The organism is Bdellovibrio sp. HCB-110, from assembly GCF_047323225.1.
In the GTDB taxonomy this organism is placed as follows: domain Bacteria; phylum Bdellovibrionota; class Bdellovibrionia; order Bdellovibrionales; family Bdellovibrionaceae; genus Bdellovibrio.
This window is the reverse complement of record NZ_CP178750.1, coordinates 943,419-967,209: the sequence shown is the minus strand read 5'-3', so window position 1 is coordinate 967,209 and position 23,791 is coordinate 943,419. Positions and strand designations below refer to the sequence as shown.

The following is a 23,791-nucleotide window of genomic DNA, read 5'->3' as shown; positions in this document are numbered from 1 at the left end:
CCTCTCCTTAGAAGTCTTGAGTTGTCGGAGCTACAGGGCCTCCATCAACTGGACCGATGATTCTTGGTGTAAGGAAAACTAAGAGTTCCGATTTCGATTTGTTCGTGTTCTTTGTTTTAAACAAGTAGCTCACAACAGGAAGTTCACGGAACCAAGGTACACCATTTTCATTCTCAACAGCATCGCTTTGGTAGATACCACCGATCACCGCTGTTTGTCCGTTCTTCACGAGCACGCGAGTGTTGGCTTCACGGCTGTTGACCGCAAAGGCGCCCTGCCCCGCACTACTCACGTCAGCACCACGGAACTGTCTATTCACAGTGACTTTCATTATAACAGATCCGTCAGCCGTTACTTGCGGAGTCACCTCTAGCTTCAGGGTCAATGGCTTAAACTGGAACGTCTCTTGAGTCGCTGTTCCGTTTTGAGTCACCTGACGAACTGGCACCTCTGTCGTCTGATTGATGTCGGCTTTCTCATTCGTCATCGTCATGATTCTTGGGGCAGAGATGATCTTCACTTGATCTTCACTCTCAGACAAAGACAACGCCGCTTGCAGAGTACCGAAAACATCCAGAGTTCCCACACTCACGTTGAAGTTCAAGTTCCCCGGAGTTCCTGCCGTCGGATTGATGTTAAAGCTTGGATTCATGTTCACAGGACCACGCGCCGTCGAACCTAGTTTAATAGGTGCTCCCGAAGCGCCCCAGTTAATACCGATATTACGAGTGAAACTTTCTTGCGCTTCCACGATTTTTGATTCGATCAATACTTGTGGAGGTTGCGTATCAAGGCTCGCAATTAACTTCGCCGCACGTTCAAGGTTTTCTTCGATATCAGTCACGACAAGAGCGTTGGTACGAACATCGCCCACCACTTTACCGCGATCACCCAAGAAATCTTTGATCTTCTTTTCAAGCTCGTCCACTTTGGCATAACTCACTGGGAACATGCGAACTCTTAAAGGCTCCACATTCTTACGAGCTTGCGCCAATTTCGTTGCATCATCTTCTTCCGCCTTCAAATCTTGAAGAGGAGCAATACGCAAAACGTTTCCTTGGCGAGTGTAACCCAATTTTTTCGCTTTCATGATCACCACTAAAGCTTGGTCCCAAGGAACTTGACGGAGCTTCAAACTCACCGCTCCTTTAACGTCTTCTGAGATCACCATGTTGACGCCGCTCTCTTCAGTGATGAAGTTCAAAGCGTCGCGGATATCCATATTGTTAGTCTCGATAGAGATCTTTTTGCCGTAGAATTTTGTATTTCCCGACAAGAACTCTGTTAAATTCTGGCTTGGCAAAATTTTAGCATCTGCCAATTCAACATTTGTTGAATCCACTTGGGCCATTTCCTGCCCTTCTGTCGAAGCAGAACCATTGGCAACGATCAAAAGACTGTTACCTTCGACTTGGACTGTAGGTTCTGCAACACCTTCGCGCAACTGAATCACAAAACGTGCCGTCGTCGAACCTGGATTTTGATAAGCATCGATCGCGCCGACGCTGCCTTTGATATCTTTCGTATTCAAAGAACGTTTCAAACGATCCGGAAGATTCGCATTATCGACTTCAATAATGTACTGATGAAGATCAGGGTTCGTGCGAGTCGTGTAAGTCAAAGGTTTATCGGCCTGAACCACAACAGTTCCGCCCGTTTCATTCGCTTTGAATTTAAGATCCGTGATATTTGCCGGAGATCCAGACGGAATAGAAACAGTTGGAGCTGTTTCTTGAGTCGGTGATGGAATTGTTTCTGTCACCGTTGGCGCTGGAGTTTCTGGTTCTGGAGCTGGCGCTGGCACATCAGCAACCGACGTATCCGCGAATGGATCTTCCGTCGGAGAAGCTTCTTCCGCTGTCGTTGCTGGTGGCGCCGTTTCTACTGGAGCCTCCGCTTGCTGAGGAGGTTGTCCTTCCGCCTGATTGACTTCATCTTCAATAGCTAAATCTTGGTCGTTTTGAGGCGCCGCTGGCTCTGACTGAGCTTGCTGCGTTGTCTCGCCGCCATCTTCAAAATCAGAAAAATCATCTGCTGAACCTGACGATTCAGCCGGTGCCGATTCAGAGGACTCCATTCCGTCCAATGACAAATCATCCTCTACAGGACGGCTTGCACAAGACGTAATAGAAGCAATCAACGCACTTAGGATAAATAATCGAATGAGTCCTTTCATTCGTTCCTCCTCTGGTAAAATAAACTTACTTTTTCAATTCCAATACGCGAGTTTCTTTAACCGACTTACCGTCATCGTATTTCGTTTCTACGACAACCACTTCACCCTCGCGGATCGCCGCCACAAATCCTTCGCTTCGGCCGATCTTTGAATTCTTAATCACAGTAAATACCGCGCCATCCGGATCGCGAATCATCGCGCGCGGAGTACGCACATCCCACAAAATTCCCACCACTTGCAAACGCTCGATTTCCCAACGTTGCAATGGTTCTAGAATTTCATTTGGCTTCGCAGCCTCAGGAGCATTCGGTCGCACCGTTCTGAAAACTTTAAACGGATCTCTTTTTCCTGTCGGATCATAGCGATAACCGTCTGCAGGAAGAATACTTGGTGCTGGAGGGGCTGCTGTCGCGCCATCTCCCACGGGCATTTCTCCTTCCATCGGTGGAGGAGGAACTGCCGGCTGCTGTGGCGGCGGAGGTTGCGCTGGCGGTGTCGCTGCAGGTGGTGTCGCCGCTGGTTTTCCTCCGGTTGGAGGAACTTGCGTGGACTCCACTTCTTTTAGGAAGTCAGCAGGAAGATCTCCGCTTGGAGGAGCTTCTTGAGAATGCGCAGGAGCCATGAACTTCACGCTCACCGCGAAGGCAAGCCAAAGTCCTAAAGAGGCTACTATAATGTAAGATACAATCCATCTTACAGACTTCACTGCGGAGTCTCCGTCCCTGGTTCAGCAGGTTTCTTTTTTTCTTCAGGTGCAAGCTTGTAACCTACGACCTGACCTTCAAACTTTAATTTCTTCGAACCTGGCTCTGATTCCGTGATCACCACGTTTTTCACACGAGCCATGCGTTCTGCCGTCGAGACCAGAAAAGAAAACTGCGCAAGTTCCGCGTAGCTTCCTTCTAAAGTCACATCGACTGGAACTTCTTCAACAACTTCCTTTTTTACGTTGTCGCCGGGTTTCTTCGACTTAACACTCACGCCCGCATTACGAGCGAAATCGTCAATCGCTTTATTGATATCAATGGAGAACAAGACAGAAGGAAGACGGCGCGAGATCTCTTGATATTTCTGGCTGAGTTGGCCGACTTTCTCTTGCATCTCTTGAACTTGTTTCAAGGTTGCATCCGTGTCTTTCTTTTTGTTCTCTTCTTCTTGCAACTGCTGGCTGATTTGCACAATTTGCGCATCCACAGCAGAACCGTCGTCATAGACGGCATACCAATAGAACGCTGTTAGACCCAATCCAATGATCAGGATCTTACTAATTTGTTGGGCTGCGAGAGTGTCGAAAAACTTATTCATTCAGGTCTCTCCAGCAAACAACTGATCTCAAACTTCTTTAACATCACACCGTCTTGATTGATCTCGCTAGAGCTCACCAAATTCACGTCCATCAAGAACACACTTTTCGTCAAAGCTTCAAGGAACGTTGAAACCTCAAAGTCACTCAAAGCCAAACCTTGGACATTCACTTTATCCGGGTTGATTTGCACACGGGTGAGCCATGCTTTTTCTGGTATCACTGTTTGCAACAAATCCAAAACGCGGATCTCTCTTTGACGGTCCTTCGCAATTTTTTCCAAAGCGGAAATTCGCGCTTCGATCAAAGCTTCATCTTCTTTAAACTTTTTGATTTCAGCAACCGAAGCCGCCTGTTTGGAGTTGTAGTTTTGCAGCTCCGTCAACACTTGGGTTTTGGCATTCAAATCCGCGACTTTTCCAGGCACGTTTTGATTTTCATAGATAAATAAAGCCAAAGGTCCGACAAGCAATAGAACCAGGCGTTTCAGAGCCTCTTTTCTGACCTCATCTGGAGCTAGAAAAGTATCAGAGGAGATACCCAAAGAAGCACTGAGAGGAGACGACGTTCCAATGGAAGCACTGGATGCAAGATTGATTTTAATCATGATGCATCCCCTACTTCACGCAAAGCCAAACCTGTTACCACACCAGCAAATGAACTGATTTGTTCAAGATATTCAGGAGAGAATTTTTTTGGATTTGCCTTCACTCGCAAGAAGGGATTGAAAGGCTCCAGCAAAATACCTGTCACGCGTGACACAGTTTCCGTCAAACCAGAAGTTGCAGAACTTCCACCCGTGTAAAAACAACGATTCAAGACAAGACCGTTTGTTGTGGCACTTAAGAAGTCCAAACTGCTGCGGATCTCTTCCGTCACGGCTTCGTTCGTGGCACTGATAATACTATGAACTTCGTCAGGAACTTCACGACGAGAAATCGCGCTGAGTTTTAAAGCTTCCGCTTCCGCCACAGTCACACCCATGGCTTTATGGATTTCGTTCGTGTAGTTCGCTCCACCCACCGGAATATCACGGCAGAAGATGACTTCTCCATTTTGCACCACCACGAAGTTTGTGATGGAAGCCCCGAAGTTCAGAAGACCGATGACCTCGCCAGGAATTTTCCCGTAGTTCAATTCAAAGGCATTCGCCAAAGCAAAACCACTGACATCCAAAACTCCGCAAGTCAAACCGCTGACTTCGATAACTTGAGTGTACTGAGTGACAAGTTCATTTTGAGCTGCGATCAAAAGAATATCCATCGTATCCGGAGAGCTGCTCCCCGCAAGGATGTGATGGGCTAAGCTGATATTGTTGATATCAAAAGGAATGTATTGCTCAGCCTCAAAACGGATTTGATCTTTGATAAGTTTTTTATCCATTTTTGGAATCGTGATTTTCTTCACGATCACTGCCGTACCCCACATCGCTGTGGCGATACTCTTGCGTTTTGATTTTACTTCATTGATCAAAGATTGGATCGCAACACCTACAGAGGCGATGTCGACAATCTCCCCACCAGACACGGAATTCGGAGGAGTTGGCGCGAAACCAAAAGAAAGCAACTGGGCTCCTTTGCCACTGAAGTCCATTTCAGCCAGTTTGATGGAGCTCGTTCCGATATCGAGCCCGATAACTTTCTTCGATTTAAAAAACATGCTTTCGCTGCTTCCCCAGTTGTATCACTCAGATGTCATTTCAAAGACTTACGTCTTTAGACACAAGTCCTAATAATAAAATTATTTCTGCTTAGGGAGTGAATGTCAAATATGGCTTAACTTAAGCCAGGCAAAAATAGGTTCAAGTACCACAAGGCGATGGTCTCGCCGCCGAAGAGATACAAAACAGCACCTAAGGCCAGGTAAGGTCCGAAAGGAATTACGGTCTTTAGTCCAGCATTTTGTTTTCTCGCAACAATCAAACCAACAACACTTCCAATGATGGCCGAAGACATAATCACAAAAGGAATAGCTTTCCACCCAAGCAAGGCACCGATCCAAGCAAGGAGTTTGATGTCTCCCCCGCCCATGCCCTCTTGTTTGGTGAGCAAATAATAGACGTAAGCCATTCCCCACAAAAATCCGCCACCCATCAAAACACCAAAAAGAGCGTCTAAGAATTCGCGATGTGGATTGAGTGCCGCACCGACAAGACCAATCACAATGCCTGAAAGAGTGAACTCATCGGGCAAAATCATATGATCCAAATCAATAAACGTGCAGACAACAAGACCGAAGATAAAGATCAGATATTCTAAAAGGGACCAAGACCAACCCACATAGTGGTAACTAAGAACGAAGAGACCCGCCATGAGTAGTTCCACTAATGGATAACGGAACGAAAACTTAGCGCCACAGTGGCGGCATTTTCCACGCAAGATGAACCAACTAAAAATAGGAATATTGTCGTACCATTTAATCTGTGTTTTGCAGCTATAACAATAACTGCGAGGCTTCACGACACTTTCGTCTTTAGGAAGACGGTAGATGACCACATTGCCGAAACTTCCAAAAATAGCCCCGAGGGCGAAGAAAAATACGTAAAACGTGATGTCGATACTAGACAATGTCTTTTCTCCTGAAGAAGAAGTTGGTCGCAAGAATAAGCAGAATTGCCCACCCCGTCATATGCGCGAGCATCCAGAGAATATTCTGTGCGGGAATTCCATTTTCTAAAAAATAGGCTGACTTCCAATTCATGCGGTAGAGATTCGGCGTAATCCAGTGGAACAACTTCACAGCCTGAATAAAAAGTTCTTCCTTACTTTTTTCAGCGAAGAATGTGAGATCGCCGAGCCAATGTCCCAAAAGAAAAACCATAAAGCCGGCACCTAATGCCAAGACCGGTCTCACAACCAAACTGAAACAGATCACAAGACACAAAATCACGGCGCTTTCAAACCACAGGCTCAGACAGATTTCAAAGAATGACAGCCACACTTGGGGTTCTTTCCACAAACCTAAAAGCACCCACAACACTCCGCCAAGCGCCGACAGCAATAACGTATTTAAGGACAGAACGCCGAGAATTTTTCCCAGAATAAACTGCTCACGGCTGACGGGTCTTGAAAGAATCAAAAGACAGGTTTGTTTTTCGATTTCTTTTGCCAGTAAATAAGAACCTGAAAAAAGAGAAATCCCCAGAGCTGAAACTTGAATAGCCAAGAAACCAAAGTCCGCGAGAATCTTTCTTTGTTCCGCAAAAGACAAGGCTCCCAAAAGAAAACTAAGAGCCAAGAGAGCGATAGCAATAAGCACAACCACCAAGAAAATCTTTTCTCGGAGCATTTCACGCAAGGTCGTTCTGGCAAGAGCCCACACTTTAGCCATGGGCCTCCTCCCGTCCTTTGAGAACTGAGAAAGCTTTTTCAAGACTTTGGAATTCCGCCATGAATGAACTTAGAACTCCATCGTAGAGGATTTGTCCACGATTGATCACTACCAAATGAGTGCACAGCTCTTCCATATCTTGCAGAAGATGACTACTAAAGAACAAGCTGACTCCGCGCTTTTGTTCTTCGCGCAGAATGTCTTTCACCATGGCGCGACCATCGGGATCAAGACCTGACATCGGCTCATCCAAAATCAACAAATCCGGACGAGTCAGAATGGCTTGGGCGATCCCTACTCTTTGCAACATCCCTTTAGAGTAAGTGCGAAGACGGCGGTCCTTGGCTTCAAGTAGATCCACTTTTTTCAGGGCTTCTTGAGCTCTTTCGTAGAAATCCTTTAAAGAGGCGCCGTAACAAAGATTCCAATGCAGGCGAAGGAATTCCATCCCCGTGAGAAACTCATAGAGATAAGGACGCTCCGGCAAATAACCGATGCGGGTTTTACTTTCGCTGCTTAAAGGTTTTCCGAAGAAAAGAATTTCACCGCTATTGGGACGAATGAAGTCGAAAAGACATTTGATGGTCGTGGTTTTTCCGGAACCGTTGCTGCCCACAAATCCCGAAGTTTGTCCTTCGGGAAGTGAAAAGGTCACATCACGCAACACATGGCGGTCTTTTTCAAAAAGACCCCCTTTAAATGTTTTATTGAGCTTTTCAACTGTGAGTACTGCCATCAACCATCTTATGGTTTGAGCTCAAGATTCAGAGCTTTTACCATCTCCCTTACAGGATCATACTGTTTAGAAGTGGCTGGCATCAAGTCGCGAGAACCTAAAATTTCAGAGTAAGTGTTTTTACCCTGCGATTCGGCCAAAATATCGATCAAAGCAAACATCAAAGTGTGCGTTGTCTTAGGATAAGTGTCGTAAAAATCCTGACGAACACAGAACGGATCGTTAGGAATCGGGGCGCTCATCCAAAGAATGCGGTATTTGGCTTTCTTATCCATACCAAACTTCACCCAGGCGCCCTGTGTTCCCTTTTCGTCATCACTGAACACTGCCGCAGCATCCACTTTTTTTGCTTCAAGAAATTGAATCGATGCCTGGTGATTGCCAGTAAATACGACCTCTTTAAAGTCTTTGTCAGCCAAACCCAATTTTCTTAAAGCCACTTGAGGATACAAGTAGCCCGAAGAGGATTTATCATCGACAAAAGCGATGCGTTTTCCTTTAAGATCTTTCAGTTTTTTGATTCCAGACCTTTGCGGAGTGATGATGGCTGAATAGTAGAACGGCTCATGCCATACTTTTTTAAGAAGAACTTTGGCCTGGGCTTGTTCTTCGGCAAAAACGTAAGTTAAAGAAGAAAAGAAGGCGAAATCCACCTTCTTAGTCTTCATGGCCTCAACAAGACCCGCATAATTCTTAGAAATGTAAATATTGACGGGAATATTGAGCTTCGCTTGAAGCTCTTTGGCTAAATTCAAACCTTGCTCGCGCAAGTTTTCAGGATTTCCGCCGGGAATCACACCGATGGTGATCGTCGGCGGAACAGATTCATTACCATTTGTTTCAGCTGCTTGAGCGCTTGAAAAAACTAAGAGAGCAATCAGTCCTAGAATGAGTCTTTTCAAAATTCCTCCATGGCTCCTAGAGCCTCGACTGATGATGACTCATTTCTCTGATTTTTCAAAGCAAGAACGAAGGCTTCAGCGGCGTCACTTTCGGTTAAGCAAGGAATGTTGTAGTCCGTGCAAGCTCGACGAATGTCGAAGCTCGCTTCAATAGCTCGGCGCCCCGAAGTCGTATTGATGACAAAAGCCACCTCACCCGAACGGATTTTATCCACACAGTGCGGACGACCTTCATCGACTTTTCTTAACGACAAGCAGTTCACACCACGTTCATTAAAGAAATTGGCCGTTCCCGTCGTTGCGGAAACTCCGTAACCCATGCGCTGAAGTTCTTTCGCCATTCCCAACATAAGTTCTTTGTCTTTATCGCGCAGAGAGAAAAAGACCTGACCCATCTTCGGAAGTCTTATGTTACTTGAAAGGAAGGCCTTAGAAAGAGCTTCAGAGTAATTTTTCCCGCGCCCCATGCTTTCCCCTGTGGATTTCATTTCGGGGCCCAAGATCGAATCTGATTCAGAGAATTTTTTGAATGGGAACACAACACCCTTCACAGAGACATGTTCCGAATTTCTCCAGTTCAGTTTGTCGATATCCAGATCTTTCTTTTTTCGCCCCATCATCGCAGCAACACCGAGGTCAATCAAAGGAATGCCCGTGGCTTTAGCAACGAAAGGAACGGAACGGGAGCTGCGCGGATTGGCTTCCAACATATAGACAACATCTTTTTTAACGGCCAATTGCAAGTTCAAATGACCAATCACTCCAATTCGGTTTGCCAAACGCTGACTAAGTTCTTCAATGCGTACACAAGTTTCAGCCTTAAGACGTTGTGGAGGAAGAACCCCCATCGAGTCACCGGAATGAACTCCCGCAGCTTCAATATGTTCAACAACTCCGCCGACGACAGTCCAATCCTCACCGCGCACAAGATCCACATCGACCTCAAGAGCACCGGCTAAGAACTGATCCATCAAACATGGTTTGTCTGAAGCAATATAGTCTTTATGTCTTTGGAAATAAGAGATCAATTCATCCTGATTTTCGATCACTTCCATACGACGTCCGCCCAAAACGTAACTTGGACGACAGATCATAGGATAGCCGACGGATTTTTCATGCTGAAGGGCTTCAGCCAAAGAACCCGCCATGGCCGAATTCGGAATTTCGAAATTGAGTTCACGGCAGATTTTCGAGAACAAACCGCGATCTTCGGCAAGATCAATTGTTTCTAAAGAAGATCCCAGAAGTTTGTAGCCCGCTTTCACGAGTTCAGGTGCAACACCAATCGGCGTTTGACCACCAAGTTGCGCCACAAAACCTTTCGGTTTCATAAAGCGCATGATCTCAATCAAACTTTCCGACGTCAGAGGTTCAAAGAAAAGAACATCTGAAGTGTCGTAGTCCGTTGAGACGGTTTCAGGGTTTGAGTTCACCATGATGACTTTATTGCCCGTCTTTTGGAACCCCTTCACGCCGCGCACGCAGCTATAGTCAAACTCGATACCTTGACCGATACGATTCGGCCCGCTTCCGATAATCACCACAGCCTCTGGAGCATTCACCGCAGCAGAAACTGTTGGCCAATAAGAAGAGTAGAAATACGGAGTTGAAGATTCAAATTCCCCAGCACAAGTGTCCACTTGTTGGTAGCGTGGGAACATATTGTTCTTTTCACGCAAGGCACAGATGTCTTTTTCTGTTTTACCAACAAGTTTAGCTAAGCGAGCGTCTGTAAAACCTTTGCGCTTTGCCGCTAACAACAGTTCCAAATTATTTTCAGAGAATTCTTTTTTAAATTTATTTTCAAACTTAATAAGAGCTTCGATGTGCTCCAAGAAGTAAGGATTGATTCTTGTCAGCTCTTCAATGTCAGCGACAGTTTTACCGTCACGGAACGCTTGGAAAAGATGATAGATGCGTTGACTGTTTGGATAAGAAACTTTTCCTGTCTCAAGCTCCACCTCTGGAATGGCTTGAGGATCTTTTTCAAGACTTGCCATTGCTTTCATCAAAGACTCTTGCAATGTACGGCCGATCCCCATGACTTCACCGACACTCTTCATTTGTGTCGTAAGAAGATCTTTGGAACCCGGGAATTTTTCAAAGGCAAAACGAGGGATTTTGGTCACGACGTAGTCTAAAGCCGGCTCATAACAAGATGGCGTCACTTTAGTAATATCGTTTTGCAATTCATCAAGACTGTAACCGATAGCAAGAAGTGCCGCGATCTTCGCAATCGGAAAACCTGTTGCTTTACTTGCTAGAGCCGAAGAACGACTCACGCGAGGGTTCATCTCAATCACCACGCGTTCACGTGTTGTGGGGTGAACGGCAAACTGAATGTTCGCCCCGCCCGTTTGAATGCCCACTTCGTTGATGATCTTACAAGCTTCATCACGCATAGACTGGTATTCACGATCACTTAATGTCTGCTGAGGAGCAATCGTGATGCTGTCTCCTGTGTGCACACCGCAAGGATCTAGATTTTCAATGCTACAAACCACAACGAAAGTGCCTTTGTGATCGCGCATGACTTCAAGTTCAAACTCTTTCCAACCTAAGATGCTTTCTTCAACGAGAACTTCCGATGTCGGGCTTTCATGCAATGCTGTGACAAGCATGCTTTGATATTCTTCCGGAGAGTAAGCAATACCGCCACCGCCCCCGCCCAAAGTATAATTGGGTCTTAAGATCATCGGATAACCAAGATCGTCTGCGACTTGCAAACCGTGTTCATAAGTTCTGACTAAATGACTTTTCGGATAACGAGCCCCGATTTTATCAAGAATACCGCGGAAGATTTCGCGGTCCTCTCCGGCTTTGATCACCGTCGGTGTCGCACCTAAAAGCTGCACTTTGTATTTTTGAAGAATGCCCTTGGCGTGAAGATCCAAAGCCAAGTTCAATGCCGTCTGCCCGCCCAGTGTTGGGATCACAGCATCGGGTCTTTCTTTTTCGATGATTTTTTCAAGGTAATCGACTTTAAGAGGCTCGACATAAACTCGTGTCGCCACCTCAGGGTCTGTCATGATCGTTGCGGGATTGGAGTTCACCAAAATGACTTCCAATCCTTCTTTCATCAACGCTTTACAGGCTTGAGTGCCGGAGTAATCAAACTCACACGCTTGTCCAATTACGATAGGTCCAGAGCCAATAATCAAAACTCTCTTAATACTGGACGTTCTCGGCACTTTTTTCCTCCTGCGATTTAAATGCCCAATTTCCCCTCGTTGGAGTAAATCATTTCGGGCCTTACATGTTTATACTGCTCAAACTTGTAACGCATTTTAATCAAGCGAAGCATCAAAAGATCCGGATCCAAATCCGGGTCTTTGCGATGGCGTTTTACTTCGCTCAAAATAAACTTCTTCGCGCTCTCGGGATGGAAACAAAATCCACGAGTGAAAACGTAAGAATCCCCGTGAGGGATCAAGCGCACTTCAAAAAGTTCATCTGGATCAAATCCAAAAACGTAAGAAGACTGCTTCACAACAAGTTTTTTGTTGGCCAAAAGATCCTTGATGTAAACGTCGCCGTTTTTGATTTTGTTAAATTCAAAAATAGAATGACGGTGTTGTTTCAAAATTTCCAACGCCTTCAACTCTTCGTCAGAGAAGCGAAGTTCACGAACCAACAAACAAGCATCCAAAGGAGTCTGCCCAAAGCCTTTCAGTTCGCGTGTGAAAAAATACCAATCATAAAACTGCGCCATGCGCGACTCAAAGTGCTCGGAATTTTCATCCAAAGTCCCGGCATTTCCAAAGAACTCATTCTTGGCCATAGCCAATTCGTCCTTGAAGGCGTCGCTAACAAAGTGATTGAGAATTTTTTCTATAAGCTTTTCGTATTCGTTCATATCATCCGCTCAATAAAATAGCTAAACAGCCCGGTCGCTTCATGCGGCCCTGGGCAACTTTCCGGATGATATTGTATTCCTAAATACTTCCTCTTTTCACTATAAAAACCTGCCACAGTGCCATCATTGAGATTGGTATGAGTCACTTGGGCGTCAGAAGGCAAACTTTCCGCTTCCACGGCATAACCGTGGTTCTGGCTGCTCATATAAATTTGATTAAGCAGAGTGTCGCGAATGGGATGATTGCTGCCACGATGACCGAACTTTAACTTGTAGGTTTTAGCCCCCAAAGCAAGACCCAGGATTTGATGGCCCATGCAGATCCCAAAAATAGGTTTAACACCTAAAAGCTCACGCACAGTTCCGGTTGCCACTTGCACATCGGCAGGATCGCCCGGGCCGTTTGTCAGCATAATTCCATCGGGATTGTAAGCGAGAATATCTTGAACAGAGGCGCGGCTATTAAAGACCTTCACTTCTGAACAGCGTTGTTGCAGTTCCCGCAGGATATTTTCTTTGGCACCGAAATCCAAAACAGCCACGCGCGGACCCACCATGTTTTCACCACGGCGAGTTTCGGTTTCTTTACGAGACGTCAGATAAACCCAGTCTTTTTCTGTTTTCTTTTTAGCCGCAATTAAAGAGTCGGCTTTTGTGCGCGCCTCTTGCTCATTGGATGCTTGCACCAAGGCTCCCCACGGAGTTCCTTTGCGCAGACGTAAAACCAGATTTCTCGTATCAAGCTCCGTCACAAGAGGGATTTTATTTTCAGTTAAACGCTTCTTCCAGGCTTGATCTCGCTCTGAATCTTGGATTTCAAGGCAGATAAAACCTTCAATCCACAGACGACGCGATTCCCACACGCTGTCCTCAATACCGTAATTACCCTGCATTGGCGCTGTCATCACCACGATTTGAGTAAAATAGGAAGGGTCCGTGGCAATCTCTTCGTAACCTGAATGAGAAGTGTTAAAGACGACTTCACCGGCGCGATCTTCGCCGCCATTCCAAAGTCCCGCATACACCTCACCAGTTTCAAGAACAAGATAGCCCTTCATTATTTCCCCTCCGACAGAGTAGCGTAGATAAGACTTTGACGAATCAAAACACCATTAGAAACCTGATCCAAAACTTGGCAGCGTGGATCTTGTAAAACTTCGGAATCAAGCTCTGTCCCCTGATTGATGGGACCTGGATGCATGATCAAAGCTTTGGCGGATAGATTTTTTAAATTTTTCACCGTGAAACCGTACTGATCGCGATAATCTGCCAAGGAATATTGAGACGAGTGACGCTCTAATTGAACCCGCAAAGCCATTGCAACCGTGGCCCACTCAAGACCTTCCTTCAAAGAGGAAAACACCTTGTGTCCGCCTGTTTCAGGTAAAAACTCTTTCGGCCCGCACAGTGCCACTTCGTAGTTTAACTTTTTTGCGAGTTCAAAGTGAGAAGACGCCACACGGCTGTGACGAACATCGCCTACGATAAGAACTTTTTGTTTTTCACAAGATCCAAGATGCTTGCGAATAGTATAGGCATCTAACAGAGCTTGAGTCGGATGACCTTTTTTTCCCCAACCTGCATTGAGAATCGGGCTTTGCACTTTTTCAGAAAGGGCTTTGAGATCTAAGTCATCTCCACAGCGAATCACCAAGAAGCTGGGCTTCATCGCATCGACATTCAGAACTGTGTCTTCAAGGGTCTCCCCTTTTTCCAAACTCGTTCCCGATTTTCCGTCTAATAATAACGGATAAATTCCCAGTCTTGCGCAGGCCGTTTCAAAACTCATGCGTGTTCGAGTGCTTGCCTCAAAAAACAAAAGGGCTCCGGTTTTGCCGAAGCCCTCAAAGGGAATAGACTCATTAGCAGACAGCTTATCTGCCACGGAAAATAGAGAGTCGATTTTTGTTTTTTCAAGAGAAAGCAGATCGAGAATGGATTTATTGTTTCTAGATGACATCTAGAACCCAAGCCTATGGCCCGAGAGACGAGATGTCAATACACCGGAGAAAAAACTCTCTCCCAACGCACTGAAGGGTAGCGATCTCCACCCCATTTCTTTTGCCAATCCAGCGAAAGCCAAATTAAAACGACTCTGCCGACAACTTGGTTCATAGGAACCGTCCCCCAATAGCGCGAGTCGTCACTTGCATCACGGTTATCGCCTAATAAAAAGACCTCTCCCGGGGGAACTACCAGCGGACCAAAATCCTTATCGTCCGGATTTTTCTGAAAAATCACACGCCAGCGAGTCTGACCTGAGATCTCTTCGTAAATATCAAATAACTCTGGGTTTGGATTGTCCCCAAGGGTTTCCTGAGCTTTTTCATATTTCAAAGCTTCTTCATTTATATGCAAACGCCCTTTGATGATTTGCACACGATCACCCGGCAAACCCACCACACGTTTCACATAATTAACAGAAGGTTGATTCGGATAGTTGAAAACAACAAGGTCCCCACGCTCAGGCAAAGTCGCTCCCCACTTGTTTTGCGAGAAGGGAATAGACATTCCATAGGACATGCGTGAGGAGAAAATAAAATCGCCCGGCTTTAAAGTTGGCTGCATAGAACCTGTTGGCACTTTATACGCAGTCACTAGATAATTGCGCACAAAAAGAGCACATAAAACTGCTAAAACCAAAGTTGTTAAATACTCACGCCAACGATTCATTCCTTGATGCTACCGTCATATTGATGCTCTTGAAAGTTTTTTCAATAAGCGACCTGCTATTCGGGCAGAATCCGAATTCCAAGATTTAAGATCCTTTTGCCGGACAAATCGGACATCAGATCAAATTAAAACGATTTCCAGGCCCACAGCCCCTGGCACAAATACCGCAATCATCCCCTAACAAAACAAACTTTCCTAGGAGGAAATATGAAATCAAAAGCTATCACGTCCACACTTTTCGGAATCTTGAGCGTCCAAAACCTATTGGCTTCTACGGCTCAAGCGGTCCCAGTCACTATTCAACCAGACGGCGTCAAAAAAGCCTCTATCAACACGCAAAACTTAGAGGTGGCCGAAAGAATTATCCAAAAGCGCTTAGTAGGCTTCGATCCAAAACAAGCCGTCGAAACTCTGTCTTATCTACATGGTTCAGGAGTTCAACGTTTTGAGACAGATGGGTCGGTACTTGTATCAGCAACAATGATTCAAGATCTTATGGAAACAGCGGCCGTTGATGGTATCGAAGTCAGAATCCTTAAACTTCAAGACCAAATCGTAAAGGTTAAATTTGCTGCTCACGATCTTAATAAATTTGATCGCTCGCGTATTGGTGAAGCCAAGGAACTTGCCAATGCCTTCGATCTAAAATGCGATATGGACGGAAAATCATTGTAAACGCCAGGAGTAGAGTCATGAACGCGCTTCAAGTACAACTTATGGATTTTCAGTACCCTTCCTCAGAGGAGCTTAAAAAGTTAGCACAACTTGACTCTACTTTTTCCAAAAAAACACGTCACGTCCGAACAAGTAATAATACATTTCACAGCAACTGCACGCCCATGAGTCAAAGTACATGGGCATTCACTTCCATTGAAAAAAACCTTCCCTCCGTAAAACAGGCTTGTGATTTTATCGCAGGCAATATTGGCAAGCGGGTCCAATGCAATGCTTATTTCACTCCACAAGGAGCACAAGGACTTCCAATTCACTATGACCTACATGACGTCATCGTATTACAGATCGAAGGCTCCAAAGACTGGAAAATCTGGCCTGCATTTAGAAGCAAAGTCTCTATTGAAACTTTGCTTCTTGATGAAAAAGAAAATTTACCTGTATGGACCTCATCAATTCACCCTAAAGAGCTGCATCTTTCGAACAAACAAAGTTTGTATTTAAGTAGAGGGGAGCCTCATGTTGCCATTGCAACTTCGGAAGATTCCCTCCATCTTTCATTCGGAGTTTATCATGACTAAAGAATCAATCTCTTCACGCCTCAAGGAGGCTTTAAAAAATTTTCCCGACCTAATATATGCGTACATAGGAGGTTCCTTTAATACACCTTTTAATACTGAACACTCCGATATTGACCTTATGCTTGCATGGAGAAATTCACCCTCTGTACAAACAAGAAGCGAAGTCCTAATTCGTCTCAAAATTCTTTTGCAACAAAATGAAGCGTGGACTTTTCTTGATTCCGAAGGAATCACCATGAGGGACGCCATTAAAATTCACGGTATTCCGAAAATCGAAATCTATCACTATGGCTTTGCTACCATTGAATACATTTTGGAGAACCAACAGTTGCATGAAGGCTTATCTTATAGCATCTTCAATCGGGTTCCTCTTATAAGCTCACCAGAACTGGAGCTCTTTATCGACAGCTATAAACCCTCCAGCCATTTTCAAAAGCAAGACTTGATTTTTGAAATCCTGTCTAATTATCAATCAGAGTCTATCTCTGAAAAAACCTACGATAATATTATAAGACTATTTTCCCTGAACACCTATGACAGCGTTCCCTCCCGTAAACATTGGGAAAAAATTCTTATAAACATTCCAAATCATGAACTATTGCGAAACGGAAGCATCAAAGATTGGATATCGCAGTCATTAGCTTTTCTTGAGTCTTTGGGGAAAATCAAACCTGACTCCCAACTACAGGACGAGAATAACTTTGTTCTCAGAAAACAAAGTCCAGACACCGATCTTCACGTATATAAAAAAGTTCTTGAACAAAAAGAACGACTGCAAGAATTTCTTTCTTGGCCTCGTTTTATTCAAACAATAGAAGATCAAAATAATTTTTCAGTCAAAACCGAGTTGCAATGGCAAAAAGGACAAGCCTTTCACTTTCAAATTTTTAATAGATCAATATTTGCCGGAGCCATCTCGATCCATTCAATTAACTACCAAAAAAGAAATTTTGAATTTGGATATTGGATTGATCAGGCAGCAGAAGGACAGGGACTTGTCTCTAAGGGAATTCGAATGCTACTTACTGAAATGACTGAAAAAGGATGGAAAACAGCCAAGATCCGATTCTCAAAAAACAATATAAAATCCCAACGTGTCGCTGAAAAACTTGGCATGACTATCACAACAAGTTCAAATGACTACGTGACCTATTCTATCTCGTTATAAAGCGACCTTAAAGATTATATCGCCTAAGGCAGTCTTTGGAAAAGGCGATTGAAACGAATTTGTGAAGGATCACACACAAAGGTCATCGTCGGCAAAGTACTATTGCAAGACAACCAAATAACCCATGCTTTACCTACGATGTAATCATTTTTCACAAAGCCCCAAAAGCGCGAGTCACTGGATTGATCGCGATTGTCCCCCATGAAGAAGTACTGTCCCTCTGGAACTTTGTATACTTGAACGTCGGCGTTGGCTTCTTCAGAGAGAAAGCGCACAACGTACTCTTTGTTTCCGTTGTTTTCTTGGAAATAACTAAAGCCTTTTTCATTCTCTGGATTTTCAAAAGAAGAAAGCGCGAATTTTTCGCCGTTCACGGTGATACGTCCGGCTTTGACTTCCACAGAATCTCCAGGAACGCCGATCAATCTTTTGATGTAATAGACGTCAGGATTTTCCGGATATTTGAAAACAACCACGTCTCCCCGCTGAGGAGTCGACCATTTCAGCAGCCATTTATCACTGAATGGAATGTGCAATCCGTAAGCGAATTTTTTGACCAGGATGTGATCATGAACCAAGAGATTGGGAATCATACTTCCCGAGGGAATTACGAAGGGCTCCAAAATCGCCCAACGCACTCCCATCACCAGCAGAATAGGAAAAAGGAACGTTAGAATCGCCTGATTCCACGTTCCTTTTAAACTGCGAGTTTCTTTAGAAGACTCTGTCATTAATTTACTGAATGAAAGAAGCGTCCCCAACGGATCGTCAAAGGATTGCACAGGAACGGCAATGCCGGAACGGTCTCTTCACAAGAGAGCCATACGAACATCGCACGACCCAAAATGTTTTGCTTAGGCAAGAATCCCCAAACGCGTCCATCTGAAGAGTTCATACGATTGTCACCCATAACAAAAAGATGATCGTCAGGAACCGTCACTGGACCGAAAGTTTCGTAGATGTCGCCTTTACGCAAAAGAATCGCGTGATTCTTTCCACCCGGAAGATCTTCTGTGAACTCAACGTAGTTTTCTTTGCTGTCGTTGATATTGCCGTCTCTTTGGAAGTCGGCATCGCGAAGCCATGCAAAGTCGTCCATGTTCGCAGGAACTTTTTTATCAACAGGTTTGTCGTTGATGAAAAGAGTGCCGTTTTCATAATAAATCTTATCGCCCGGCTCACCCACGATACGTTTGATGAAGAACGTGCTCATATCTTTTGGATATTTGAACACGATCACTTCGCCACGTTTTGGTTCGTTGAATTTCACAAGCCAGTTTTCGCTAAATGGAACGCGCAAACCGTAAGTCAATTTGTTCACGAAGATATGATCGTGAATCAAAAGCGACGGAAGCATAGAACCTGATGGAATCACATAAGCTTCAATGAAACCCCAGCGGATGAAAAGAGCGATAAACACGGCCAGAAAAAGGGAGCCCCATCCTTCGGTCCAAAAATGTTTCGTGCGCCAATTCCAGCTGTTTTTGTTGTCACTCATGTTGCTAGTCCTCCACTTTAAGGATCGCTAAGAAGGCTTCCTGAGGCACTTCGACGTGGCCGATGGCCTTCATGCGCTTCTTACCCTCTTTTTGCTTCTCCAAGAGTTTACGCTTACGAGAAATATCACCACCATAACACTTCGCGGTCACGTCTTTTCTGATCGCGCCGAGAGTTTCACGGGCAATAATCTTAGCTCCGATAGCTGCCTGGATCGCCACCTGATATTGCTGACGAGGGATGAGTTCTTTCATCTTCTCCGCGAGCAAACGTCCGCGATTCTGCGCTTTGGATCTGTGGACAATCAAGGAAAGAGCATCAATCGCCTCTCCATTGATCAAAATATCCAACTTCACGAGGTCAGATTCCTCGAAGCCAATGAATTCATACTCCAAAGAAGCATAACCTTTTGAAATCGACTTCAAACGGTCATAGAAATCCATGACCATTTCATTCATCGGAAGTTTGTACTCAATGATGACCTTTTTATCCGTGACGTATTCCATTTTGATTTGGATACCACGCTTGTCTTCACAGAGTTTCAAAATCCCGCCGATATAATCAGTCGGAGTGTGCAGAGTGACCTTGACATACGGTTCTTCAAATTTCGCAATTTGAGTTTCAGCCGGCATGCCCGAAGGATTTTCAAGCATCATCTCCGTACCGTCCGTTTTTGTAATTCTGTAAACAACCGTTGGCGCTGTGGTGATCAAATCAAGATTGAACTCACGCTCCAAACGCTCTTGGACGATCTCCATGTGAAGAAGACCCAAGAAACCACAACGGTAACCGAAACCCAAAGCCGCCGACTTTTCGATTTCAAAAGTCAAAGAGGAGTCGTTCAGACAAAGCTTGTCCAAAGCGTCTTTCAAGTTTTCGTACTCAGAGGCAACAACCGGGAAGATCCCCGCGAAAACCATGGGTTTGATTCTTTGGAAACCCGCAAGAGGTTCCGCCGCAGGATGTTTTGCCGAAGTCACAGTATCGCCGACTTGCACGTCACGAATGTCTTTGATTCCGCAAATGATGAAGCCCACTTCACCCGCTTCAAGAGTGTCTTGCATTGCTGGGAAAGGTTTGTACTTACCCATACGCAAAACTTCATAGTCACGATCTGTGGCCATGAATTTGATTTTATCACCTTTTTTGATCGTTCCATCCATCACACGCACAAGGACGACGACGCCTTGATAAGCATCGAACCAAGAGTCAAAAATAAGCGCACGAGGAGTGAGTGAACGATCCGCTTTTGGTGGCGGAACTTTTTCTACGATCGCTTCAAGAATATCCGTGATACCGATTTTCTCTTTTGCTGAAGCATGAATAATGCCCGTGCAATCAAGTCCCACAGTATCTTCGATTTGTTTTGCAACACCTTCTGGATCTGCCGAAGGAAGATCTATCTTGTTCAGCACTGGGATAATCTCAAGATCATTCTCTAGAGCCAAATAAACGTTGGCCAAAGTTTGCGCTTCCACCCCTTGAGCGGCATCGACAACCAGAATCGCACCTTCACAAGCCGCCAATGAACGAGACACTTCGTAAGAAAAATCCACGTGCCCCGGAGTATCGATCAAGTTGATCTGATACATGTTGCCGTCTTTGGATTTAAAATCCAAACACACTGTTTGCGCTTTGATCGTGATACCACGCTCGCGCTCAAGCTCCATGTTGTCGAGGAATTGATCTTTCTTTTCGCGATCTGAAAGAGCACCTGTGGCTGACAAAAGACCATCTGCCAAAGTTGATTTACCGTGGTCGATGTGCGCGATAATTGAAAAGTTTCGAATAAACTTAGGATCCATAGGCCTCTTTCGTTTGCCCGCCCATTATATAAAAGAAGCGCCGAGTTGCTAGCGACAACTCGGCGCAATGACTGAACTAATCGGCCTATAGCCTACAAACTATGCTAAAGTTTTAACAGCGTCTTTGAGTTGCTCCACTTTATTGAGCTTTTCCCAAGTGAACGTCTCTTCATTACGACCAAAATGGCCATAAGCTGCTGTTGGGCTGTAGATGGGTCTCAATAGATCCAAATCTTTTGTGATTCTTGCCGGTCTCAAGTCAAAAACTTGGCGAACTGCTTTTTCAAGAACCTCAGGGCCCACTTTGCTTGTTCCGTAGTCGTTAACGCTGATGCTTACTGGTTCAGCAACACCGATTGCATAAGCCACTTGAACCAAGCATCTTTCAGCAAGGCCCGCGCCCACGATGTTCTTAGCAATATGACGAGATGCGTAAGCGGCAGAGCGATCCACTTTTGAAGGATCTTTACCAGAGAACGCGCCACCACCGTGTGCTCCGTGACCACCGTAAGTGTCCACGATAATTTTACGACCTGTTAAACCCGCATCACCCATGGGGCCACCTGTTACGAAACGGCCTGTCGGGTTGATGAAGAATTTTGTCTTCGCATCAATCCAATTTGCTGGGATGGATTTTTTGATCAACTCTTCAGTGATGAATTCTTTGATCGTTGCGTTTGAAACAGAATCCGCGTGTTGAGTAGAAATAACGATGGCGTCGATACGTTTTGCAAGACCGTTTTCGTACTGAACAGTTACTTGAGACTTCGCATCCGGACGGAGCCAGTCCACTTTGTTGGCCTTGCGAAGTGCTGCCAAGTCTTTCACAAGTTTGTGAGACATAGCAATGCTCAAAGGCATCAACTCTGGAGTTTCATTGACTGCGTAACCGAACATCAAACCTTGGTCGCCCGCGCCTTGATCATCAGACAAAGTTTCTTTTACGCCGACGGCGATATCTGGAGATTGTTGACCTACGGCAATCATCACGCCGCAAGTTTTATAATCAAAACCTTTATCAGAATGGTCATAACCAATACGTTTAACAACTTCGCGAGCTACTTCAGAGAAGTTTACTTTTGCAGAAGTTGTGATCTCTCCACCAACAACTACTAAACCTGTCGTCAACAGGGTCTCACAGGCCACGCGACCTTTTGGGTCTTGCGCCAAGATAGCATCCAAGATGCCGTCAGAGATTTGATCCGCCATTTTATCAGGATGTCCCTCGGATACAGATTCACTCGTAAAAAGGTAGTTTTTCACTGCTTTCGTTCCTCATTAGGAAAGGTGTTAATGAGCTCGGTTTAAGGTCTTTGAAAGTATAACCTAAACCATCCTAAATGCCCTTCGCATTTAGCGAACGGCCAACCTACCAAACGGGGGTGAGGGGGTCAAGATCCCTTGGGTTTGTGATAATAAAAATAACCCAGCTCCAGGAAAAATAATGTGAACCCGCCAACAAGACTGATCAGCCCTAAGCCAATCATGAACTGAGTCAGCGTTCTCCCTAAATCAGATAAGGTCGACTCGGGCACCCAACCTGCCTCTTGCAAGAAGAACATCGAGACGTAGCCAGAAGCCGAAATGAAAGTCCAAAGCAGGGCGTGAGTTTTATTGGTGAGCAGTCCCACAATGAGCGGAAGGACTGCAAACCAAATCAGCGTCGGCGCATAAAAGCCACCCGTGAAAAATGAGAACGAGAACTGAAAGACCATTCCCGCAACGACCATATTATAAGCCGCCAAGGTCATAGAACGCGTCAACTTGTATACAACCGGCGACAACGCGTGAATAATCGAACATGTGATCCCAATGGCCGCCAAAGCATTTCCCTGAACGAAAAAGAGAGAAATAAAGGAATACGTCCACATCAGCAGTCCCGTGATAACGGTCACCAAAATAAGCAGACGGTATTTGTATAACTGAGTGAGCTGATCGTCTTTTACCGAGGACGAAAAGAAAAAGCTCTCCCAGTGGGGTTTTTCATCTATGTTCCGCATACGTTCCAAAAAATAAGGGTGGTTTGTTTTAAACCACCCTTTTATGTTTGTCTATAAAATGTCGTTTACCTCTCCGACAACTTTAGGCCGCCTTCTTAAAGCGGATTGCTTGTTCCAAACGTCCTTCTTTTGTCAGTTCAGGTTTTTTATGATTTTTATGCTGTTTGCTTGTTTTCAAAAACTGTTTTTCCAATTTTTCCGCCACAGAGTCCACGGCTCCGTAAGCGTCCATACTAAATGCCGTTGCTTTAAAATATTTCTCACGGGTATTCACGGAGATCTCAACGCAGAATTCATTTTTCTGCTTACTGAAATACACGTTGCCGTAACCTTCCTTCAGCAAAAATCTCCCGATCTCTGACATTCTTTCTTCGGTATAGTTCACAAGGGAGTCAGAGTGATCGAGGTGCTTAAAGGTATAGTTGAGTTTCATTTTTTTCTCCTTTGGCTGCTAATTCAGCCCATACTTCTTTATCGGCCAGACCCGACTAAAGATGAGCCTTATATTGAGACTCACTTGGATTTATTTTTGGTTAATTGGCAGCGCTTAAAAATTTCGAGGTCTTCTCGATTATTTAAGTAGCGGCTGACCGGGGCCATATTTTCGTACGCCTGGCGACAGCGGCCTTGTTTGGCTTCGATTTTTGCATCGAAATAAGAATCGCGAAGGGCAGCCGGCAAACGATCCACATGACGGGGACTCAACGCCCCTTCCTGTAATTGCTTTTTATATTTTTTGAGTGCTTCTTCGGACTGACGCTGCACTTCGCGAATATCTGCGTAGCGCGGCGGAATTTCTTTGGGTAATTTTCTTGCCGCATCCACGGCGCCCTCAAAGTTCCCGGCATGAAAATAGATTTTCGTTTTTTGATAAATGGCGTCTAATTCCTGAGGCCCCATCTTATGTTCTTTCGCGCCAAACGGATTTCCCAGAAAACCGATGGACAGTCCTACTGCCGCCACAAAAAACGTCGCAATTTGATATGACTTTTTCATAAGAATCTTATCGGAATTTCCAGACTAAAGCTGAGTCTTTTCAGCGTTTCATTACAGAACAATAAATTCATTTTTCCAGTCAAAATGCCGATAAAT

At 45.0% G+C, this 23,791-nt stretch carries 24 protein-coding genes; 3 read left to right on the top strand and 21 right to left on the bottom strand.

Annotated features, from left to right (window positions below):
* Window positions 1-7 precede the first annotated feature (7 nt).
* The 14 genes from ACL934_RS04600 to lepB (ACL934_RS04535) form a co-directional block, all read right to left on the bottom strand.
* Window positions 8-2,176, bottom strand: coding sequence for a type IV pilus secretin PilQ (locus ACL934_RS04600; protein WP_374078181.1), 2,169 nt, complete (start codon window positions 2,174-2,176; stop codon window positions 8-10).
* Window positions 2,177-2,201: 25 nt separating this feature from the next.
* Window positions 2,202-2,882, bottom strand: a complete 681-nt coding sequence (locus ACL934_RS04595) for a pilus assembly protein PilP (protein WP_374078179.1) — start codon at window positions 2,880-2,882, stop codon at window positions 2,202-2,204.
* Window positions 2,879-3,481 carry a type 4a pilus biogenesis protein PilO gene (locus tag ACL934_RS04590; RefSeq protein ID WP_374078176.1) on the bottom strand — a complete coding sequence of 201 codons (603 nt, stop codon included), beginning with the start codon at window positions 3,479-3,481 and terminating at the stop codon, window positions 2,879-2,881. Before ACL934_RS04590 ends, ACL934_RS04595 begins: the two co-directional genes overlap by 4 nt.
* Window positions 3,478-4,086 (bottom strand): PilN domain-containing protein, encoded by a 609-nt coding sequence (locus tag ACL934_RS04585; protein ID WP_374078173.1) that lies wholly within the window; start codon window positions 4,084-4,086, stop codon window positions 3,478-3,480. Before ACL934_RS04585 ends, ACL934_RS04590 begins: the two co-directional genes overlap by 4 nt.
* Window positions 4,083-5,138 carry a type IV pilus assembly protein PilM gene (gene pilM / locus ACL934_RS04580; protein ID WP_374078171.1) on the bottom strand — a complete coding sequence of 352 codons (1,056 nt, stop codon included), beginning with the start codon at window positions 5,136-5,138 and terminating at the stop codon, window positions 4,083-4,085. The genes ACL934_RS04585 and pilM overlap by 4 nt, the downstream gene beginning before the upstream one ends.
* A gap of 116 nt (window positions 5,139-5,254) precedes the next feature.
* Entirely contained in the window at window positions 5,255-6,037 is a 783-nt protein-coding gene (locus ACL934_RS04575; RefSeq protein ID WP_374080433.1) for a prepilin peptidase, read from the bottom strand.
* Window position 6,038: 1 nt separating this feature from the next.
* Entirely contained in the window at window positions 6,039-6,809 is a 771-nt protein-coding gene (locus tag ACL934_RS04570) for an ABC transporter permease (RefSeq protein WP_374078169.1), read from the bottom strand.
* On the bottom strand, window positions 6,802-7,545 hold the full coding sequence (locus tag ACL934_RS04565) for an ABC transporter ATP-binding protein (protein WP_374078166.1): 744 nt from the start codon (window positions 7,543-7,545) through the stop codon (window positions 6,802-6,804). Before ACL934_RS04565 ends, ACL934_RS04570 begins: the two co-directional genes overlap by 8 nt.
* A gap of 8 nt (window positions 7,546-7,553) precedes the next feature.
* A complete protein-coding gene (gene phnD, locus ACL934_RS04560) occupies window positions 7,554-8,447 on the bottom strand; it encodes a phosphate/phosphite/phosphonate ABC transporter substrate-binding protein (RefSeq protein WP_374078164.1) in 894 nt (297 codons plus the stop codon).
* Window positions 8,444-11,638: a carbamoyl-phosphate synthase large subunit gene (carB, locus tag ACL934_RS04555; protein WP_374078161.1), complete on the bottom strand. Its 3,195-nt coding sequence runs from the start codon at window positions 11,636-11,638 to the stop codon at window positions 8,444-8,446. Before carB ends, phnD begins: the two co-directional genes overlap by 4 nt.
* Window positions 11,639-11,655: 17 nt before the next feature.
* On the bottom strand, window positions 11,656-12,303 hold the full coding sequence (locus ACL934_RS04550) for a hypothetical protein (RefSeq protein WP_374078159.1): 648 nt from the start codon (window positions 12,301-12,303) through the stop codon (window positions 11,656-11,658).
* Entirely contained in the window at window positions 12,300-13,361 is a 1,062-nt protein-coding gene (gene carA, locus ACL934_RS04545; RefSeq protein ID WP_374078157.1) for a glutamine-hydrolyzing carbamoyl-phosphate synthase small subunit, read from the bottom strand. The genes ACL934_RS04550 and carA overlap by 4 nt, the downstream gene beginning before the upstream one ends.
* Window positions 13,361-14,263, bottom strand: a complete 903-nt coding sequence (locus ACL934_RS04540; protein ID WP_374078154.1) for an aspartate carbamoyltransferase catalytic subunit — start codon at window positions 14,261-14,263, stop codon at window positions 13,361-13,363. Before ACL934_RS04540 ends, carA begins: the two co-directional genes overlap by 1 nt.
* A 35-nt stretch (window positions 14,264-14,298) precedes the next feature.
* Window positions 14,299-14,976, bottom strand: coding sequence for a signal peptidase I (gene lepB / locus ACL934_RS04535; RefSeq protein WP_374078152.1), 678 nt, complete (start codon window positions 14,974-14,976; stop codon window positions 14,299-14,301).
* 207 nt (window positions 14,977-15,183) lie between these two features.
* Here lepB (ACL934_RS04535) and ACL934_RS04530 point away from each other — a divergent pair, with 207 nt between their 5' ends.
* The 3 genes from ACL934_RS04530 to ACL934_RS04520 are packed head-to-tail and all read left to right on the top strand — an operon-like array spanning window position 15,184 to window position 17,397.
* Window positions 15,184-15,651 carry a hypothetical protein gene (locus tag ACL934_RS04530; protein ID WP_374078150.1) on the top strand — a complete coding sequence of 156 codons (468 nt, stop codon included), beginning with the start codon at window positions 15,184-15,186 and terminating at the stop codon, window positions 15,649-15,651.
* A 17-nt stretch (window positions 15,652-15,668) separates the two neighbouring features.
* Window positions 15,669-16,229 (top strand): JmjC domain-containing protein, encoded by a 561-nt coding sequence (locus ACL934_RS04525; protein WP_374078148.1) that lies wholly within the window; start codon window positions 15,669-15,671, stop codon window positions 16,227-16,229.
* On the top strand, window positions 16,222-17,397 hold the full coding sequence (locus tag ACL934_RS04520; RefSeq protein ID WP_374078146.1) for a GNAT family N-acetyltransferase: 1,176 nt from the start codon (window positions 16,222-16,224) through the stop codon (window positions 17,395-17,397). The genes ACL934_RS04525 and ACL934_RS04520 overlap by 8 nt, the downstream gene beginning before the upstream one ends.
* A gap of 23 nt (window positions 17,398-17,420) precedes the next feature.
* Here the strand turns inward: ACL934_RS04520 and lepB (ACL934_RS04515) are convergent, their stop codons facing one another.
* From lepB (ACL934_RS04515) to ACL934_RS04485, 7 genes are all read right to left on the bottom strand, one after another.
* Window positions 17,421-18,158: a signal peptidase I gene (lepB, locus tag ACL934_RS04515; RefSeq protein WP_374078144.1), complete on the bottom strand. Its 738-nt coding sequence runs from the start codon at window positions 18,156-18,158 to the stop codon at window positions 17,421-17,423.
* Complete coding sequence (gene lepB / locus ACL934_RS04510; protein WP_374078142.1) at window positions 18,128-18,895, bottom strand: signal peptidase I; 768 nt, start codon at window positions 18,893-18,895, stop codon at window positions 18,128-18,130. Before lepB (ACL934_RS04510) ends, lepB (ACL934_RS04515) begins: the two co-directional genes overlap by 31 nt.
* Before the next feature lie 4 nt (window positions 18,896-18,899).
* On the bottom strand, window positions 18,900-20,699 hold the full coding sequence (lepA, locus tag ACL934_RS04505; protein ID WP_374078140.1) for a translation elongation factor 4: 1,800 nt from the start codon (window positions 20,697-20,699) through the stop codon (window positions 18,900-18,902).
* Between the two features lie 99 nt (window positions 20,700-20,798).
* The gene (gene metK, locus ACL934_RS04500; protein WP_374078138.1) at window positions 20,799-21,962 is read right to left on the bottom strand and encodes a methionine adenosyltransferase; all 1,164 of its coding nucleotides are present in this window, start codon (window positions 21,960-21,962) and stop codon (window positions 20,799-20,801) included.
* 128 nt (window positions 21,963-22,090) lie between these two features.
* Window positions 22,091-22,699: a hypothetical protein gene (locus ACL934_RS04495; RefSeq protein WP_374078136.1), complete on the bottom strand. Its 609-nt coding sequence runs from the start codon at window positions 22,697-22,699 to the stop codon at window positions 22,091-22,093.
* 82 nt (window positions 22,700-22,781) lie between these two features.
* Complete coding sequence (hpf, locus tag ACL934_RS04490) at window positions 22,782-23,132, bottom strand: ribosome hibernation-promoting factor, HPF/YfiA family (RefSeq protein ID WP_374078134.1); 351 nt, start codon at window positions 23,130-23,132, stop codon at window positions 22,782-22,784.
* A gap of 80 nt (window positions 23,133-23,212) precedes the next feature.
* On the bottom strand, window positions 23,213-23,695 hold the full coding sequence (locus tag ACL934_RS04485) for a hypothetical protein (protein ID WP_374078131.1): 483 nt from the start codon (window positions 23,693-23,695) through the stop codon (window positions 23,213-23,215).
* Between the last annotated feature and the right edge of the window lie 96 nt (window positions 23,696-23,791).

Bases quoted from the DNA above. Each gene is read 5' to 3' on its own strand.
- ACL934_RS04600 (WP_374078181.1), bottom strand. From the start codon at position 2,176: ATGAAAGGACTCATTCGATTATTTATCCTAAGTGCGTTGATTGCTTCT.
- ACL934_RS04590 (WP_374078176.1), bottom strand. From the start codon at position 3,481: ATGAATAAGTTTTTCGACACTCTCGCAGCCCAACAAATTAGTAAGATC.
- ACL934_RS04585 (WP_374078173.1), bottom strand. From the start codon at position 4,086: ATGATTAAAATCAATCTTGCATCCAGTGCTTCCATTGGAACGTCGTCT.
- pilM (WP_374078171.1), bottom strand. From the start codon at position 5,138: ATGTTTTTTAAATCGAAGAAAGTTATCGGGCTCGATATCGGAACGAGC.
- ACL934_RS04570 (WP_374078169.1), bottom strand. From the start codon at position 6,809: ATGGCTAAAGTGTGGGCTCTTGCCAGAACGACCTTGCGTGAAATGCTC.
- ACL934_RS04565 (WP_374078166.1), bottom strand. From the start codon at position 7,545: ATGGCAGTACTCACAGTTGAAAAGCTCAATAAAACATTTAAAGGGGGT.
- ACL934_RS04550 (WP_374078159.1), bottom strand. From the start codon at position 12,303: ATGAACGAATACGAAAAGCTTATAGAAAAAATTCTCAATCACTTTGTT.
- carA (WP_374078157.1), bottom strand. From the start codon at position 13,361: ATGAAGGGCTATCTTGTTCTTGAAACTGGTGAGGTGTATGCGGGACTT.
- ACL934_RS04540 (WP_374078154.1), bottom strand. From the start codon at position 14,263: ATGTCATCTAGAAACAATAAATCCATTCTCGATCTGCTTTCTCTTGAA.
- lepB (WP_374078152.1), bottom strand. From the start codon at position 14,976: ATGAATCGTTGGCGTGAGTATTTAACAACTTTGGTTTTAGCAGTTTTA.
- ACL934_RS04530 (WP_374078150.1), top strand. From the start codon at position 15,184: ATGAAATCAAAAGCTATCACGTCCACACTTTTCGGAATCTTGAGCGTC.
- ACL934_RS04525 (WP_374078148.1), top strand. From the start codon at position 15,669: ATGAACGCGCTTCAAGTACAACTTATGGATTTTCAGTACCCTTCCTCA.
- ACL934_RS04520 (WP_374078146.1), top strand. From the start codon at position 16,222: ATGACTAAAGAATCAATCTCTTCACGCCTCAAGGAGGCTTTAAAAAAT.
- lepB (WP_374078142.1), bottom strand. From the start codon at position 18,895: ATGAGTGACAACAAAAACAGCTGGAATTGGCGCACGAAACATTTTTGG.
- lepA (WP_374078140.1), bottom strand. From the start codon at position 20,699: ATGGATCCTAAGTTTATTCGAAACTTTTCAATTATCGCGCACATCGAC.
- ACL934_RS04495 (WP_374078136.1), bottom strand. From the start codon at position 22,699: ATGCGGAACATAGATGAAAAACCCCACTGGGAGAGCTTTTTCTTTTCG.
- hpf (WP_374078134.1), bottom strand. From the start codon at position 23,132: ATGAAACTCAACTATACCTTTAAGCACCTCGATCACTCTGACTCCCTT.
- ACL934_RS04485 (WP_374078131.1), bottom strand. From the start codon at position 23,695: ATGAAAAAGTCATATCAAATTGCGACGTTTTTTGTGGCGGCAGTAGGA.